Here is a 12,854-nt window from a genome sequence, read left to right on the forward strand (position 1 = left end):
GCCCCGCCAAACATTCACTATGTCATGACCGCGTGGCCAATGCGCGCAATTGTGTCATCAAATCCGCAAGCGTTTTGGCATAGAGATCGCTGGTGAGCGTGCCCGTCTCATCGAATTCCTTGCTGGACCCCGCCAGATGCACCTCCGGCCCCGGCAGAACATTTGCGCGAAAGGGCACCATGAAACCGCGCAGGATCATCTGAGCACGCTCCCCACCTGCACGCCCCGCTGCCGCAGACATCACGGCCACTGGCTTGTCGGCCCAGGGCTTGCCATCGGTGCGGCTCACCCAGTCCAGCGCGTTCTTCAATACACCTGACGGACCCTTGTTATACTCCGGCGTCGAGATGACCACCGCATCAGCGCGCGCAATTTGGTCTGCCAGCGCTTGAACAGCGGTGGGTATACCATCGGCCTCTTCAGCGTCGCCATCATAAAGCGGCAGGTTCAAATCGCCCTCGATGACCTCTGCAGGTCCAAAGAGCCGAGCGGCCTCTCTGGCCAGTTTACGGTTGGTCGCCTCCTTGCGGAGAGAGCCGGAAATAATAAGCAATACAGGATCAGCCATCATTCGGTCCTTTCAAATTATCAATCTCGCTCACAAAGCTAGGGCGTGCCTGTCCGCGAACAAAGGCCGACCACCGCAGACGGGCTGTGCACCTTTACACAGGCGATGCGAAATAACGACAAAAGGCCGCGCTCTGGGCGCGGCCTTGGGATTTTGTGCGTGCGACTGGGCTTAGCTCGCCTGCGGGATGATGACGATCTCCACCCGGCGGTTGCGCGCTTTTCCCTCTGCCGTCAGGTTGCTGGCGACAGGCTGATCCTCACCACGACCGATGATGCGCATACGGTTGTAAGAAACACCCCCCGCAGCAATTTCATCGGCGACCGCATTGGCCCGACGTTCGGACAGCGAATAGTTATAGGAGGCCGCACCATCGCTGTCGGTGTGACCGATCACTTGAACCACACTGCCCGGATAGCGCTGCAAGCTGCCTGCAACCTTGCGCAGATCGCTCCGCACCACCGAGGAAATCGCAGAACTATCGGTGGCAAAGGTCAAATCATTGGGCAGCGAGACAATCAGACGATCGCCGGTGTTCACAATGGAAATCGAGTCGTTATCGAGGCTTTGACGCAGCTCAGCCTCTTGCTTGTCCAACTCTCGCCCGATCAAGCCGCCAGCCAGTGCGCCGACAGCAGCGGTGCCGATGATGGTCTCGGCCTTGTCGTCATCCGAGGTCGCCGCACCGATGCCTGCACCAATCAGGCCACCTATGATGGCCCCGTTCTGAGAGCGGTTGATACCGCCGGGCGCACCATAGGAGGCAGGATCGTCACAAGCGCTCAGCGCCACGGCAGCGGCCAGCACGCCAAGGGCGGGGATTTTTGCAAAAGACATACGTAGTTTACCTTTTCTTCCTCATACCTGTCTTTTATCGCTCGCGTTTTCTGTTCGCGGGCGGAGACGTTGTGTGTAGATATTGTGCGCATCGCCGCGCGCAGCAAGCGTGCAGGCATCGCGTTCGGCGGATTGCCGCGCAACCCAACTCGCAAAGCGGCGGGCTAGGTTACGCCTTGTAAACAAACGTGTCGCGTTCTTGTTCCCGCCACAGCTTGCGCAACAGCGCGGCTTCGTGCGTGAAATGGGCCTCCAGCAAGTCAGCAGACATCATCCGGTCCGTGCGGAAATGACGAAAACCGCTGCGCAGCTCGCACCACGCCGCAAGCAGCGTGCAATCGATGTGATAGATCAACGCCAAGGGGCGTAGGATGCGCTCGCTCTGCTCTCCGGCCTCATTCACATAGACCAGTTGCAGTTTCTGGGCGCTGCGGACCGCTTGGCGCAAGATCGCCTTGGACACACAGCCATTGTCGGGGTCATCAAGCGGCGCACCATAAGGGGCAACCTGCAGCCACTCGGCGCTGGCGTGGACATCGCATATCTTGCGCCCAACCCGTGCCGCCGCCTGCTGCAGCGCGCCATCCCCTGTGCGCATCAACATCGCAAGCCCGACATGCAGCGCCTCGATTTCTTCTTCATCGAAGTTGAGCGGCGGCAGATCATACCCCTTGCGCAGCATATAGCCGATCCCCGCCTCTCCTTCGACGGGCGTGCGCATCGCCTGAAGCGCAGCAATATCGCGGTAGATCGTGCGCTTGGAGACCTCAAGCTGAGCGGCAAGATCCTCGGCCCGAACCGGCGCAGGGGCCGCGCGCAGGATCTGGATTAACTCAAACATCCGATTGCTGCGGGTCATGACACCTCCGGTGATGCAGGGGGCGGGCACATACCGTGACACCCTGCTGCCATCCTAGCATGCCCCACTGACAACAGGGTGTCAGCAGCGATTTGCTTTTCTCAGAGGGTCACATCACACCCAATGGAGTCTGCTCATGTCGTCTTATGATTGGATCGCTCTTGTCACCCTCGGCTTGGATCGCTGGAACGAGCCTGCCCCACCGCGCACCGCTTATGAAATTGAGCGCAAAGAGGCTTGGGACAAAGTCGAAGCGCATCTGGCTGCAAAACGTCGCGCACGCCGCAAAGCGCTTTTGCAGGGCATAAAAAGGGTGCTCACGCGCATGTTCACGCGGCGCTCTCCTGCGCGACCTCCGCGCGGGCGGCCTCAAAAGCCAGCATCGCGCGTTTGACCGGCACGCCCCAGTGGTAGCCGCCCATTTCGCCGCCCTTGCGCAACACCCGGTGACAGGGGATGAGCCAGCTCAGCGGGTTCTTCCCCACCGCCGTTCCCACGGCGCGCACAGCGCGGGGGTTATCGATAGCTTCGGCAATCTCGCCATAGGTGGTGGCCTCGCCTTCGGGGATCTGCAGGAGCGCCTCCCAGACCTTGATCTGCAAAGGTGCCCCCATCAGATGCAGCGCAGTATCGCCTTTGCGCGCAAAGGCCGCTTCGACCTGTGGGCGCAACGCATTTGTATCCTCGACAAACGCGGCCTTGGGCCAGCGGGCACGCATATCGCTCAAGGCCGTTTCCGCCCCGACTTCGGCCGCGAAGGCCAGACCACACAGGCCTTTTTCAGTGCCCATGGCGAGCGCCAGACCGAAGGGGCTGTCAAACCAGCCCCAACGCACGGTCAGCCCCTCGCCCCGGCGGGCATACTCACCGGGGCTCATGGCCTCCCAACGCACGAATAAATCATGCAAGCGGCCAGACCCGGAAAGCCCAACGGCATGGGCAGTCTCCAGCAAGGGCAAATCCTCACGCAACAGCGACTTTGCATGCCCCAAACGCAGGTACTGCTGATAGCGTTTTGGCGAAACACCAACCCAAGCTGAAAATATGCGCTGAAAATGTGCTGAGCTCATGTCCATGCGGGCCGCCAACTCTTCGAGAGACAGATCCGCCCCATCCGCATCAATGACCTCGATCGCGCGGCGGATCACCCCATAGTGATAAGCCTGTTCGTCCCGCGGCATGGCACTCGTCCTCGTTGGTATTCTCTCTACTTCGGCATTGAGATTAGCCACAGTGAGCACGCGGCGCGACCCGGAACCTGCGGTTTGTTTTGTTGCGCGACGCAAAAGCGCGACTTTTGCACCGCAACGCCTGAACCCTTGCGAATACCACGCGTTTTTAATTTGCGCCCTGTGTCCTCAGCGGGCAAAAGAACGCCCGATGGCCAAGCAACTCGATTATCATACGCTCCGCGAGATCTTCACGCGGTTCCAGGACGCCGAGGCCGAACCCAAGGGCGAACTCGACCATGTCAACGTCTACACGTTGGTCGTGGCCGTCGCCCTGTCCGCTCAGGCAACCGACGCAGGCGTGAACAAAGCCACCAAGGATTTGTTCAAAATCGCCGACACACCCCAGAAGATGCTCGCCCTTGGCGAAGAGGGTGTGATCGAACACATCAAGACGATTGGCCTTTATCGCAACAAGGCCAAGAACGTCATCAAGCTCTCCCGCATCCTTGTCGATCAATACGGTGGCGAGGTTCCCTGTTCTCGTGCAGCGCTCGAAAGCCTGCCCGGCGTGGGGCGCAAGACCGCCAATGTGGTTTTGAATATGTGGTGGCGCTACCCGGCACAGGCGGTGGACACGCATATCTTTCGCGTCGGCAACCGGTCTGGCATCTGCCCCGGCAAGGATGTGAACGCTGTTGAACGGGCGATCGAGGACAATATCCCGGTCGATTTCCAACTGCACGCGCATCACTGGCTGATCCTGCACGGCCGCTATCACTGCAAGGCGCGCAAACCCTTGTGCTCCACCTGCATCATCCGAGATCTCTGCCTCTACGAGGATAAAACACTATGACCAAAACCTATCAGCTCGTCGGTATCGGCAATGCCGTTGTCGACGTGATTTCTCAATGCGACGACAGTTTTCTCGACCATATGGGGATCGAGAAGGGCATTATGCAGCTGATCGAGCGTGAGCGTGGAGAAGTGCTCTATGCTGCGATGAAAGAACGGGTGCAGACGCCCGGTGGCTCTGTCGCCAATACCATTGCGGGTGCTGGTGCGCTGGGGCTTTCTTCGGCTTTCATCGGTCGCGTGCATGACGACGCTCTGGGGCGATTTTACGCGCAAGCCATGCAGGACGATGGCGTTGATTTTGTGAACCCGCCCGTCGCGGGCGGCGAACTCCCCACCTCTCGTTCGATGATTTTTGTCTCGCCCGATGGCGAGCGCTCGATGAACACCTATCTGGGGATTTCATCTGAACTCAGCTCTGACGATGTACCAAACGAGGTCGCAGGTCAGGCGCAGATCATGTTCCTTGAGGGGTATCTCTTCGACAAGGACAAAGGCAAAACCGCCTTTATGGAAGCGGCGCGTGACTGCCGCGCTGGCGGCGGCAAACCCGGCATCGCGATCTCTGACCCGTTCTGTGTCGAACGTCACCGCGCCGATTTTCTAAAGCTGATCGAAACCGAACTGGAATTTGTGATCGGCAATGAGGACGAAATTCGCTCTCTATTTGAAACCGATGATCTGGAAGAGGCCTTGGCAAGAACAGCGGCGATCTGTCCGTTGGTGGTCTGCACTCGCTCGGGCGATGGCGTGACTGTGGTCAGCCCGGACGGTCGTATCGATGTCTCCGTGACCAAGGTTGTCCCTGTGGACGCGACCGGAGCAGGCGATCAGTTTGCGGCAGGCTTCCTGTTTGGCCTCGCCCAAGGACGTGATCTGGAGACCTGCGCACGCATGGGCAACACCTGCGCCGCCGAAGTCATCAGCCACATCGGGCCCCGCCCCAAAGCAGACATGCGCGTATTGCTGCAAGAAGCGGGTCTTCTCTAACATCACAGATCATGGCACCGGGCCACGTGAGCTCGGTGCCAGCAGATGCGCGCATCCCAACACGCAATCGCGCCCTTATCGATACGCCCAGAATATTAGCATATTCAAATTTATGCACAAATATTGGGCAAATATCCCCCTGCCATCATTCCACCCGATTCGAATCGGACTTTCCCTGTGAGATCAAGGCGTTTCGCATTGACGTCATAGCTGACCGGAATTCCGAACACTTCGACAGCGCGAAAGTATAGGTTCGCTCGAAAGATATACGATTATGGCTATATTTGCGAATTCTTAAACAGCGGCGACGACAGATACTCTGAAGGTCAAGCAACACCACAGGATCTCGTCATGTTTCGTACGAATACCATAAAGATCTCTCGCAAACTGCCCTTGTTCTTTGCGGGATTTTGCGCGGTAACCAGTTTCCTCCTGATCGCTGCGGCGCTGATTGCCTTCAACCGGTTCGCCGAACGATCCGTCAAAGACCAGATGGCATCGCTTTTGGCGGACCGGAGCTATTCTGTGCGCCAGATCATGTTCAATATTCGTAACGATCTGGTCTCACTGGCCCAGTCTCCCGCCACCTCATCTGCGCTGATCAGTTTTGAAGAAACATGGAACGCTCTTGGATCTGAGGCGGCAGCCAGTTTGCAAACCGCTTACATCACTGAAAACAGCTTCCCAACCGGTGAGAAGCATAAGCTACAGCGCGCCGAAGGGGACGCGGCCTATCACGAGACGCACGCGGTCTATCATAACGGTTTGCGCACCTTGATCGAAAGCAAAGGTTATTATGACGCCTTCCTGATCAATCCAGAGGGCGACATCATCTATTCCGTCTTTAAGGAGATGGATTACGCCACCAACCTCAGTGATGGCACCTATGCGGACTCCGGATTGGGCAAGGCTTATCGCGCTGCGAGCGCTGCTGCTGAGGGCGAAGTGGTTTTTGCAGATATGGAACCATACGCCCCAAGCTATGGCGCTGCGGCGGCGTTCCTCGCGACCCCTGTCATGGCAGCGGATGGCAGCCTATTGGGGGTCGTTGCAGTGCAGGTTCCGGTTGATATGTTCGGTGTCATTACAAACAATGATGACGGCCTTGGTGAGACCGCACAGGTCTATATCGTTGGCGCAGATTATAAAGCACGTACAACCTCCCGTTTTGACGGGGGATACAGCGTGCTCGACACGCTCCCAGAGGCAAATCATCTTGCAACCGCCCTGAAAGGAGAGACCCATTTCTCCAAGGGTGAAACCGGGTTGGACGGCCACCCAGTCATGGCGGCATCCCGTCCAGTCGGGCTTGATCTTGCCAATTGGGCGCTGGTTGTCGAACAGGATGTCGCAGACGTCATGGCACCGCTGTATCAAAAAGCGTGGACACTTGCTCTCATCGGGCTTGCGATCTGTGCGATGATGTCTTTTCTCGGCTGGCGGGTTGCTGCGTCGATTACCCGTCCGCTGCATAAAATTGCGAACGGTATGGCCCAAGTTGCCTCCGGAAATCTGGACACCAGCGTCGAAGAAGCCGAGCGTGGCGACGAAATCGGCGACATCGGCAAAGCGTTGCTCTCGTTTCAGGATGACCTGAAAATCGCCCGCAGCGCAGACGAAGAACGTGCCGAACAACAGCGTGAACAGGCCATTGTCGTCGAAAACCTCAGCACAGGGTTGCTGCGCCTGTCGCAAGGAGACTTCTCCACAAAGATTGAGGCGCCTTTTGCGGGCGAACACGAAAAACTGCGCGAAGACTTCAACAAAACCGTGACCACGCTCAATGAAACACTCGGGCATGTGGTGAGCGCGGTGAACCGCATCCGCAATGGTGCGGCTGAGATCAACCAGTCATCAAATGACCTCTCCCACCGTACTGAAAGTCAGGCGGCAACACTGGAAGAAACAGCCGCCGCGCTAGAAGAGATGACGGTGAGCGTTAAGTCCGCTGCAGACAGTGCTCGCAGCGTCGAGCAGATCACCGGCGAGGCGAAACAGGAGGCCGAAGTCAGCGGCGGGGTTGTACAGAATGCTGTGACCGCGATGACGGAAATTGAGCAATCCTCGAAGAAGATCGAACAGATCATTTCTGTGATTGACGATATCGCGTTCCAAACCAACCTGCTGGCGCTCAATGCTGGCGTTGAAGCTGCGCGCGCAGGCGAGGCCGGACGTGGTTTTGCCGTCGTCGCAAGCGAAGTCCGAGCGCTCGCCCAGCGCTCATCAGATGCGGCGATGGAGATCAAATCGCTGATCGGTGAGAGTTCCAAACAGGTCGAAGCTGGTGTCGATCTCGTCGGCAAAGCTGGTGACGCGCTGCAGATGATCGTGGAGCGGGTGAACAATATCTCGCAACTGGTGTCGGGTATCGCTGAGGGTGCCTCGGAGCAATCCAATGGCATCGGCGAGATCAACACCGGCGTGGTGCAACTGGATCAAGTCACACAACAAAACGCCGCGATGGTTGAAGAAGCGTCTGCCGCTTGTCAGATGCTGGACAATGACGCCGCTGAACTGGGTAGTGTCGTGGCGAAGTTCAAATTGTCCGGGCAAATGGTATCCGCCAGCCCCAAACCGGCGGTGGATAGTTGGGATTTGGATGCCGAAACGGATGAGGAGACCCCTCTCGCCCCGACGGCCCATGGGACATTCGCGAGTGATGGCAGCGCCGCTTTCAACTACTATGAAGATTTCTGATTAAGGCCAAACCAGTTGATCAGACTTTGTCCACATCTTGACCGCTCGCCCTGCGGCCTCAAGTGACGGACAAACCAACGGGTCGCATCTGATGTCAGGTACGGCCCGCGGCATTCAATGCCTTTGACAGCAATGTCGCAAGTTGCACGATTTCTTCATCTGACAATCCCTCAAGGAGCGATGCCTGTGTCTCGACATGGACTTCGACGACTCGATCTATCAAGTCAAAGCCCTTGTCCGTCAGCCCAATCAAAAAACTGCGGCTGTCTTCGGGGTTGGTGGTGCGGCTCACCAGCCCATCCACCTCAAGCCGGTCAATCCGGTTTGTCATGGTGCCCGAGGCAACCATTGTCGCCTTCATCAGGTCACCAGCAGAAAGGCAATGCGGTGCTCCGGCGCGGCGCAACGTCGCCAATACATCAAACTTTGCCCCATTCAGACCGAAGCGAGCGAAAGTTTTCTCCATCGGTTTCATATACGCGAGATGAAGCCGACCAACGCGACCCACAACGCCCATCGCGGTGACATCAAGGTCAGGCCGTTCTTTGCGCCATTGTTCTAAAATGAAGTCCACATGATCCATGCGACAGTAATGTGCCGCCGTGCAGGGAAGGTCAATGCAAGCGCATATCTTGACGTCGAGACTTCTGGATACTATCTCGACGTCAAGATACCCAGGAGGCAACACCATGACAGACACAAGAGACCTCGCCCTCACTGCACTTGCGCCCGCGATATGGGGCAGCAGCTATATTGTGACCACAACCTTTCTCCCCGGAGAGTCGCCCTATCTGGTTGCGCTACTGCGCGCCTTGCCCGCTGGCTTTTTACTCCTTTTACTCGTGCGGCAGCTTCCACCCGTGGCGTTATTGCCAAAGATCTTTGTGCTTGGCGCGCTGAATTTCTCGGTGTTTTGGGCGCTTTTATTCCTGTCGGCCTATCGCTTGCCGGGCGGGGTCGCGGCCACGTTAGGAGCCGTGCAGCCATTGTTCGTGATGGCGCTGTCTGGCGCGCTTCTTGGCACACAGATCCACCGCAAAGGCATCGCGGCCGCTTTTCTAGGCATCATTGGGGTTGGATTACTGGTGCTTGGGCCGGAGGCCAGCCTAGACCCCACGGGTGTGCTGGCCGGACTTGGCGGCGCGCTGTCGATGGCTACAGGCGTGGTGCTCACCCGGAAATGGCAACCGGGTGTACCTGCGCTAACCTTCACGGCGTGGCAACTCACAGCCGGCGGGATCTTGTTGATACCGGTCGCCTTATTTGCGCTGCCCGAATGGCCGACCCTTTCGACGGCAAACCTGATTGGCCTCGGCTATATGAGCCTGATTGGCGGCGCGTTCACCTATATTCTATGGTTTCGCGGCATAAGCCGCATCGCGCCTGCTCAGATTTCGCTTCTGGGTGTTTTCAGCCCGCTGACAGCCGTGATCCTCGGCGCGCTATTTGCGGGCGAGCACTTTTCCATGCTGCAGGCGCTTGGGGCAATCGTAGCATTGTTCTCAGTCTGGCTCGGCCAGCAGGCCCCGAAACCAGCGGTTGCAAAGACAGCACCCGTAGCCGCTGAATAACAGTGCGGCCTACGCCAAACCTAATTGCTGGCCGATCAATCCTCGGTCAGCGGTGTCACTGCGCCTTCCAAACTTTCGGGCAATTGCGAGGGGCATATTCCGCCCAAATGACACTGCAGCACCGTATCTCCGGCGCTGCCATCTTCTGCTGAGAAGAAGAAGCCACCACAGGGTTCTATCACCGCAACCACACGATCCTCGGTCTGGCGCGCAAAAAACAGGTAGCGCGCGCCCGAAACCAGACTGCCGCACCAGGGTCCCAGACAATGGGCTTCGAGAGTGATTTCTCCCTCCACTGGCTGATCAAACATGCGCTCGCCCAACAAAAGACCCGTGACTTGCGCCGGGATTTCCGTGGGTTTCTCTGTCGCACGCGGATTGGCATCCGAGTATTGCGGCAAAAGCGTTTCGTCAAAACTGACGCGACCTTCGATCACCAGAAATGGATCTTCACTGTCGGAGACGATCCGATAGACATCGCCCGGCCCCATCGGCACGCAACTCAACGCCAACGCCCGCGTCGTTGTCGCTATGGTCGATCCTGCGACAAGGGCAGCTTTACAGATGAGCTTGGAATTCTTCGACAACACGAGCGTAGACCTCCTTTTTAAAGGGGACGACTTTATCGACCAGTTGATCCACCGGCAGCCAGCGCCACGCGGAAAACTCCGGGTCATCGGTTGCAATGTTGATTTGTTCATCGCGGCCGGTAAATCGCAGCAAGAACCATTTCTGTTCCTGCCCGCGGTATTTACCGCCCCAGAAGTGCGGCACCACCTCATGCGGCAGATCGTAGGGCAGCCAGCCGTTGCTTTCAGCGATTACCTCGACCAGATCAGGGGTGACGCCGGTTTCTTCTTCTAGTTCTCGCAGTGCCGCGAGACGCGCATCCTCGCCTTTGTCGATACCACCTTGGGGCATTTGCCAAGCGTCCTTATAGCGGTCCATCCGCTGGCCGACCCACACAGCCCCCTCGCCGTTAATCATCATGACGCCCACATTCGGACGATACGGCAGTGCGGCGATCTGCTCCGAGGTCATCTCTTTTGGGGATGTTTTGCTCATGCCTCAGCCTCCGGCAACGGTTGTTTCGCTCCCTCTTAGACCGTGTGCCGCCGGGGCACGCAAGGGGGTGACGCCGCGTATGGAGGTGACATCGGCAGCCCGTCGGGCGATCCTGCGCCCAACATGCGGTGCGTTTACACGAGCCGCCAAATGAGTTTGCAGGGAGAGTGTCATGGCTGCGTACCCACATCTGTTGGCCCCGTTGGATCTGGGCTTTACCACGCTGAAGAACCGCGTCCTGATGGGTTCCATGCACACAGGCTTGGAAGAGACCCGCGATTGGAACCGCGTCGCGGAGTTCTACGCCGCTCGTGCCCGTGGCGGAGTTGCGCTGATGGTGACCGGCGGAATCGGTCCCAACCTCGAAGGTTCCGTGCTGCCCGGTGCGGCGATGATGACAACCGAGCAGGATGTTGCGAACCATTCCGTGGTGACAAAAGCCGTGCATGAGGCTGGCGGCAAGATCGCGATGCAGATCCTGCATGCAGGTCGCTACTCCTATGGGCCCAAATGCGTGGCCCCCAGTGCCGTGAAGTCGCCGATTTCGCCCTTCCCACCGAATGAATTGGATGAAGATGGGATCGAAAAGCAGATCTCTGACATCGTGAATGCCGCCCGGCTGGCGAAAGAAGCCGGGTATGATGGCATCGAGATCATGGGTTCCGAGGGGTACTTCCTCAATCAGTTCCTCGTAACCCACACCAACAAACGCGAAGACCGCTGGGGTGGCAGTTATGAAAACCGCATGCGACTGCCAGTCGAGGTGGTACGTCGCGTGCGCGAAGCGGTCGGGCTGGAGTTCATCCTGATCTATCGCCTCTCGATGATCGACCTCGTGCCCAATGGCTCCACTTTTGACGAGGTCGTGCAGCTCGCCAAAGCCGTAGAGGCTGCAGGTGCGACCATTATCAACACCGGGATCGGCTGGCATGAAGCGCGCATTCCCACCATCGCAACTTCGGTTCCCCGAGCCGCGTTTGCATGGGTCACCCAAAAACTGATGGGTCATGTCTCCATCCCCGTCATCACCTCAAACCGGATCAACACGCCCGAGGTCGCCGAGGACGTGCTGGCACAGGGGTGCGCCGACATGGTGTCGATGGCGCGCCCGATGCTGGCGGATGCAGATTTTGTCGCAAAGGCCGAGGCAGGTCGCAGCGCCGAGATCGCGCCCTGTATCGCCTGTAATCAGGCCTGTCTGGACCACACCTTTGGCGGCAAGCTGACGTCTTGCTTGGTGAACCCCCGTGCCTGCCATGAGACCGAGCTGGCGCTGACGCCCACCCAGTCTCCAAAATCCATTGCGATCGTCGGTGCCGGCCCCGCTGGCCTTTCCACCGCAATCGCAGCCGCTGAGCGCGGACATCGCGTGACGCTCTTTGATGCTGCTGATGAAATCGGCGGCCAACTCAATATGGCCAAACAAGTCCCCGGCAAAGAAGAGTTCTGGGGCCTGGTCGATTGGTACCGCACAATGGTTGCCAAAGCGGGCGTCACCTTGGAGATGGGTCGTCGTGTGGGTGCCGAAGACCTCAAGGGATTTGACGAGGTGGTGATCGCCACCGGCGTCATCCCGCGGGACCCCCACATTCCGGGGCAGGATCATCCGTCAGTCGTAAGCTACATTGATGTGCTGCGCCACAAAGTGCCAGTCGGCGACAAGGTCGCGGTGATTGGCGCAGGGGGCATCGGCTTTGATGTTTCTGAATATCTGCTGCATGAGGGCGAGAGCCCGTCAGAAAGCCTGCCGCTGTGGATGCGCGAATGGGGCGTAACCGATCCTGCCGAGCATCGCTCTGGTCTTGCTCCGGAGGGTCCACAGCCAGAAGCACCGGCCCGTAAAGTCACGCTGTTGCAACGCAAAGCAGAACGCCACGGTAAACGGTTGGGCAAAACCACCGGTTGGATTCATCGCGCCACGCTCAAGATGAAAGACGTCGATTTTGTCGGAGGCGTAAACTACGAGCGCATCGACGACGCAGGCCTGCATGTGAGTTTTGGCGAGGCCCGTGAAAATCCAACCGTGATCGAGGCCGACACCATCGTGCTTTGTGCGGGTCAGGTCAGCGAACGCTCACTGGCGGACCAATTGTCCGAAATCGGTGTGACCGCCCATGTGATCGGGGGCGCTGATGTTGCAGCGGAACTCGACGCCAAACGCGCGATCAATCAAGGCACACGTCTGGCTACAACACTTTGACCTGACGCCGCGTGTCGAGCTGACCGATGCCGCCGGAAACTCT

The 12,854-nt window shown here is 58.3% G+C and carries 12 protein-coding genes; 5 read left to right on the forward strand and 7 right to left on the reverse strand.

Annotated elements, in window-relative coordinates:
• Positions 1-22: 22 nt before the first annotated feature.
• From K529_RS11690 to K529_RS11705, 4 genes are all read right to left on the reverse strand, one after another.
• Positions 23-568 carry an NADPH-dependent FMN reductase gene (locus tag K529_RS11690; protein WP_005619880.1) on the reverse strand — a complete coding sequence of 182 codons (546 nt, stop codon included), beginning with the start codon at positions 566-568 and terminating at the stop codon, positions 23-25.
• A gap of 171 nt (positions 569-739) precedes the next feature.
• On the reverse strand, positions 740-1,405 hold the full coding sequence (locus tag K529_RS11695; protein ID WP_005619881.1) for an OmpA family protein: 666 nt from the start codon (positions 1,403-1,405) through the stop codon (positions 740-742).
• 169 nt (positions 1,406-1,574) lie between these two features.
• On the reverse strand, positions 1,575-2,264 hold the full coding sequence (locus K529_RS11700; RefSeq protein ID WP_005619882.1) for a helix-turn-helix transcriptional regulator: 690 nt from the start codon (positions 2,262-2,264) through the stop codon (positions 1,575-1,577).
• A 329-nt stretch (positions 2,265-2,593) separates the two neighbouring features.
• On the reverse strand, positions 2,594-3,445 hold the full coding sequence (locus K529_RS11705; RefSeq protein ID WP_046002108.1) for a methylated-DNA--[protein]-cysteine S-methyltransferase: 852 nt from the start codon (positions 3,443-3,445) through the stop codon (positions 2,594-2,596).
• A 199-nt stretch (positions 3,446-3,644) separates the two neighbouring features.
• Between K529_RS11705 and nth the strand changes: the two genes are divergently transcribed.
• From nth to K529_RS11720, 3 genes are all read left to right on the forward strand, one after another.
• Positions 3,645-4,289 (forward strand): endonuclease III, encoded by a 645-nt coding sequence (gene nth / locus K529_RS11710; protein WP_005622967.1) that lies wholly within the window; start codon positions 3,645-3,647, stop codon positions 4,287-4,289.
• Complete coding sequence (locus tag K529_RS11715) at positions 4,286-5,278, forward strand: adenosine kinase (protein WP_005622966.1); 993 nt, start codon at positions 4,286-4,288, stop codon at positions 5,276-5,278. Before nth ends, K529_RS11715 begins: the two co-directional genes overlap by 4 nt.
• A 351-nt stretch (positions 5,279-5,629) precedes the next feature.
• On the forward strand, positions 5,630-7,975 hold the full coding sequence (locus K529_RS11720) for a methyl-accepting chemotaxis protein (protein WP_005622965.1): 2,346 nt from the start codon (positions 5,630-5,632) through the stop codon (positions 7,973-7,975).
• A 94-nt stretch (positions 7,976-8,069) separates the two neighbouring features.
• Here the strand turns inward: K529_RS11720 and K529_RS11725 are convergent, their stop codons facing one another.
• Positions 8,070-8,558 (reverse strand): MarR family winged helix-turn-helix transcriptional regulator, encoded by a 489-nt coding sequence (locus K529_RS11725; RefSeq protein WP_005622964.1) that lies wholly within the window; start codon positions 8,556-8,558, stop codon positions 8,070-8,072.
• Between the two features lie 106 nt (positions 8,559-8,664).
• On the opposite strand from K529_RS11725, the gene K529_RS11730 reads away from it, so the two are divergent.
• Positions 8,665-9,546, forward strand: a complete 882-nt coding sequence (locus K529_RS11730; RefSeq protein ID WP_005622963.1) for a DMT family transporter — start codon at positions 8,665-8,667, stop codon at positions 9,544-9,546.
• A gap of 35 nt (positions 9,547-9,581) precedes the next feature.
• Here K529_RS11730 and K529_RS11735 read toward each other — a convergent pair whose 3' ends face one another.
• Together K529_RS11735 and K529_RS11740 are read right to left on the reverse strand one after the other, a co-directional pair.
• Complete coding sequence (locus K529_RS11735; RefSeq protein WP_227512314.1) at positions 9,582-10,136, reverse strand: hypothetical protein; 555 nt, start codon at positions 10,134-10,136, stop codon at positions 9,582-9,584.
• Complete coding sequence (locus K529_RS11740) at positions 10,105-10,587, reverse strand: RNA pyrophosphohydrolase (RefSeq protein ID WP_040642471.1); 483 nt, start codon at positions 10,585-10,587, stop codon at positions 10,105-10,107. Before K529_RS11740 ends, K529_RS11735 begins: the two co-directional genes overlap by 32 nt.
• Positions 10,588-10,783: 196 nt before the next feature.
• On the opposite strand from K529_RS11740, the gene K529_RS11745 reads away from it, so the two are divergent.
• The gene (locus tag K529_RS11745) at positions 10,784-12,811 is read left to right on the forward strand and encodes an NADPH-dependent 2,4-dienoyl-CoA reductase (protein WP_005622959.1); all 2,028 of its coding nucleotides are present in this window, start codon (positions 10,784-10,786) and stop codon (positions 12,809-12,811) included.
• Positions 12,812-12,854: the final 43 nt, after the last annotated feature.

Source organism: Tritonibacter mobilis F1926 (assembly GCF_000376545.2).
GTDB classification, from domain to species: Bacteria; Pseudomonadota; Alphaproteobacteria; order Rhodobacterales; family Rhodobacteraceae; genus Epibacterium; species Epibacterium mobile.

Excerpts from the sequence above, each read along its gene's own strand:
- K529_RS11690 (WP_005619880.1), bottom strand. The coding sequence starts at position 568 with ATGGCTGATCCTGTATTGCTTATTATTTCCGGCTCTCTCCGCAAGGAG.
- K529_RS11695 (WP_005619881.1), bottom strand. The coding sequence starts at position 1,405 with ATGTCTTTTGCAAAAATCCCCGCCCTTGGCGTGCTGGCCGCTGCCGTG.
- K529_RS11700 (WP_005619882.1), bottom strand. The coding sequence starts at position 2,264 with ATGACCCGCAGCAATCGGATGTTTGAGTTAATCCAGATCCTGCGCGCG.
- K529_RS11705 (WP_046002108.1), bottom strand. The coding sequence starts at position 3,445 with ATGCCGCGGGACGAACAGGCTTATCACTATGGGGTGATCCGCCGCGCG.
- nth (WP_005622967.1), top strand. The coding sequence starts at position 3,645 with ATGGCCAAGCAACTCGATTATCATACGCTCCGCGAGATCTTCACGCGG.
- K529_RS11715 (WP_005622966.1), top strand. The coding sequence starts at position 4,286 with ATGACCAAAACCTATCAGCTCGTCGGTATCGGCAATGCCGTTGTCGAC.
- K529_RS11720 (WP_005622965.1), top strand. The coding sequence starts at position 5,630 with ATGTTTCGTACGAATACCATAAAGATCTCTCGCAAACTGCCCTTGTTC.
- K529_RS11725 (WP_005622964.1), bottom strand. The coding sequence starts at position 8,558 with ATGGATCATGTGGACTTCATTTTAGAACAATGGCGCAAAGAACGGCCT.
- K529_RS11730 (WP_005622963.1), top strand. The coding sequence starts at position 8,665 with ATGACAGACACAAGAGACCTCGCCCTCACTGCACTTGCGCCCGCGATA.
- K529_RS11740 (WP_040642471.1), bottom strand. The coding sequence starts at position 10,587 with ATGACCTCGGAGCAGATCGCCGCACTGCCGTATCGTCCGAATGTGGGC.
- K529_RS11745 (WP_005622959.1), top strand. The coding sequence starts at position 10,784 with ATGGCTGCGTACCCACATCTGTTGGCCCCGTTGGATCTGGGCTTTACC.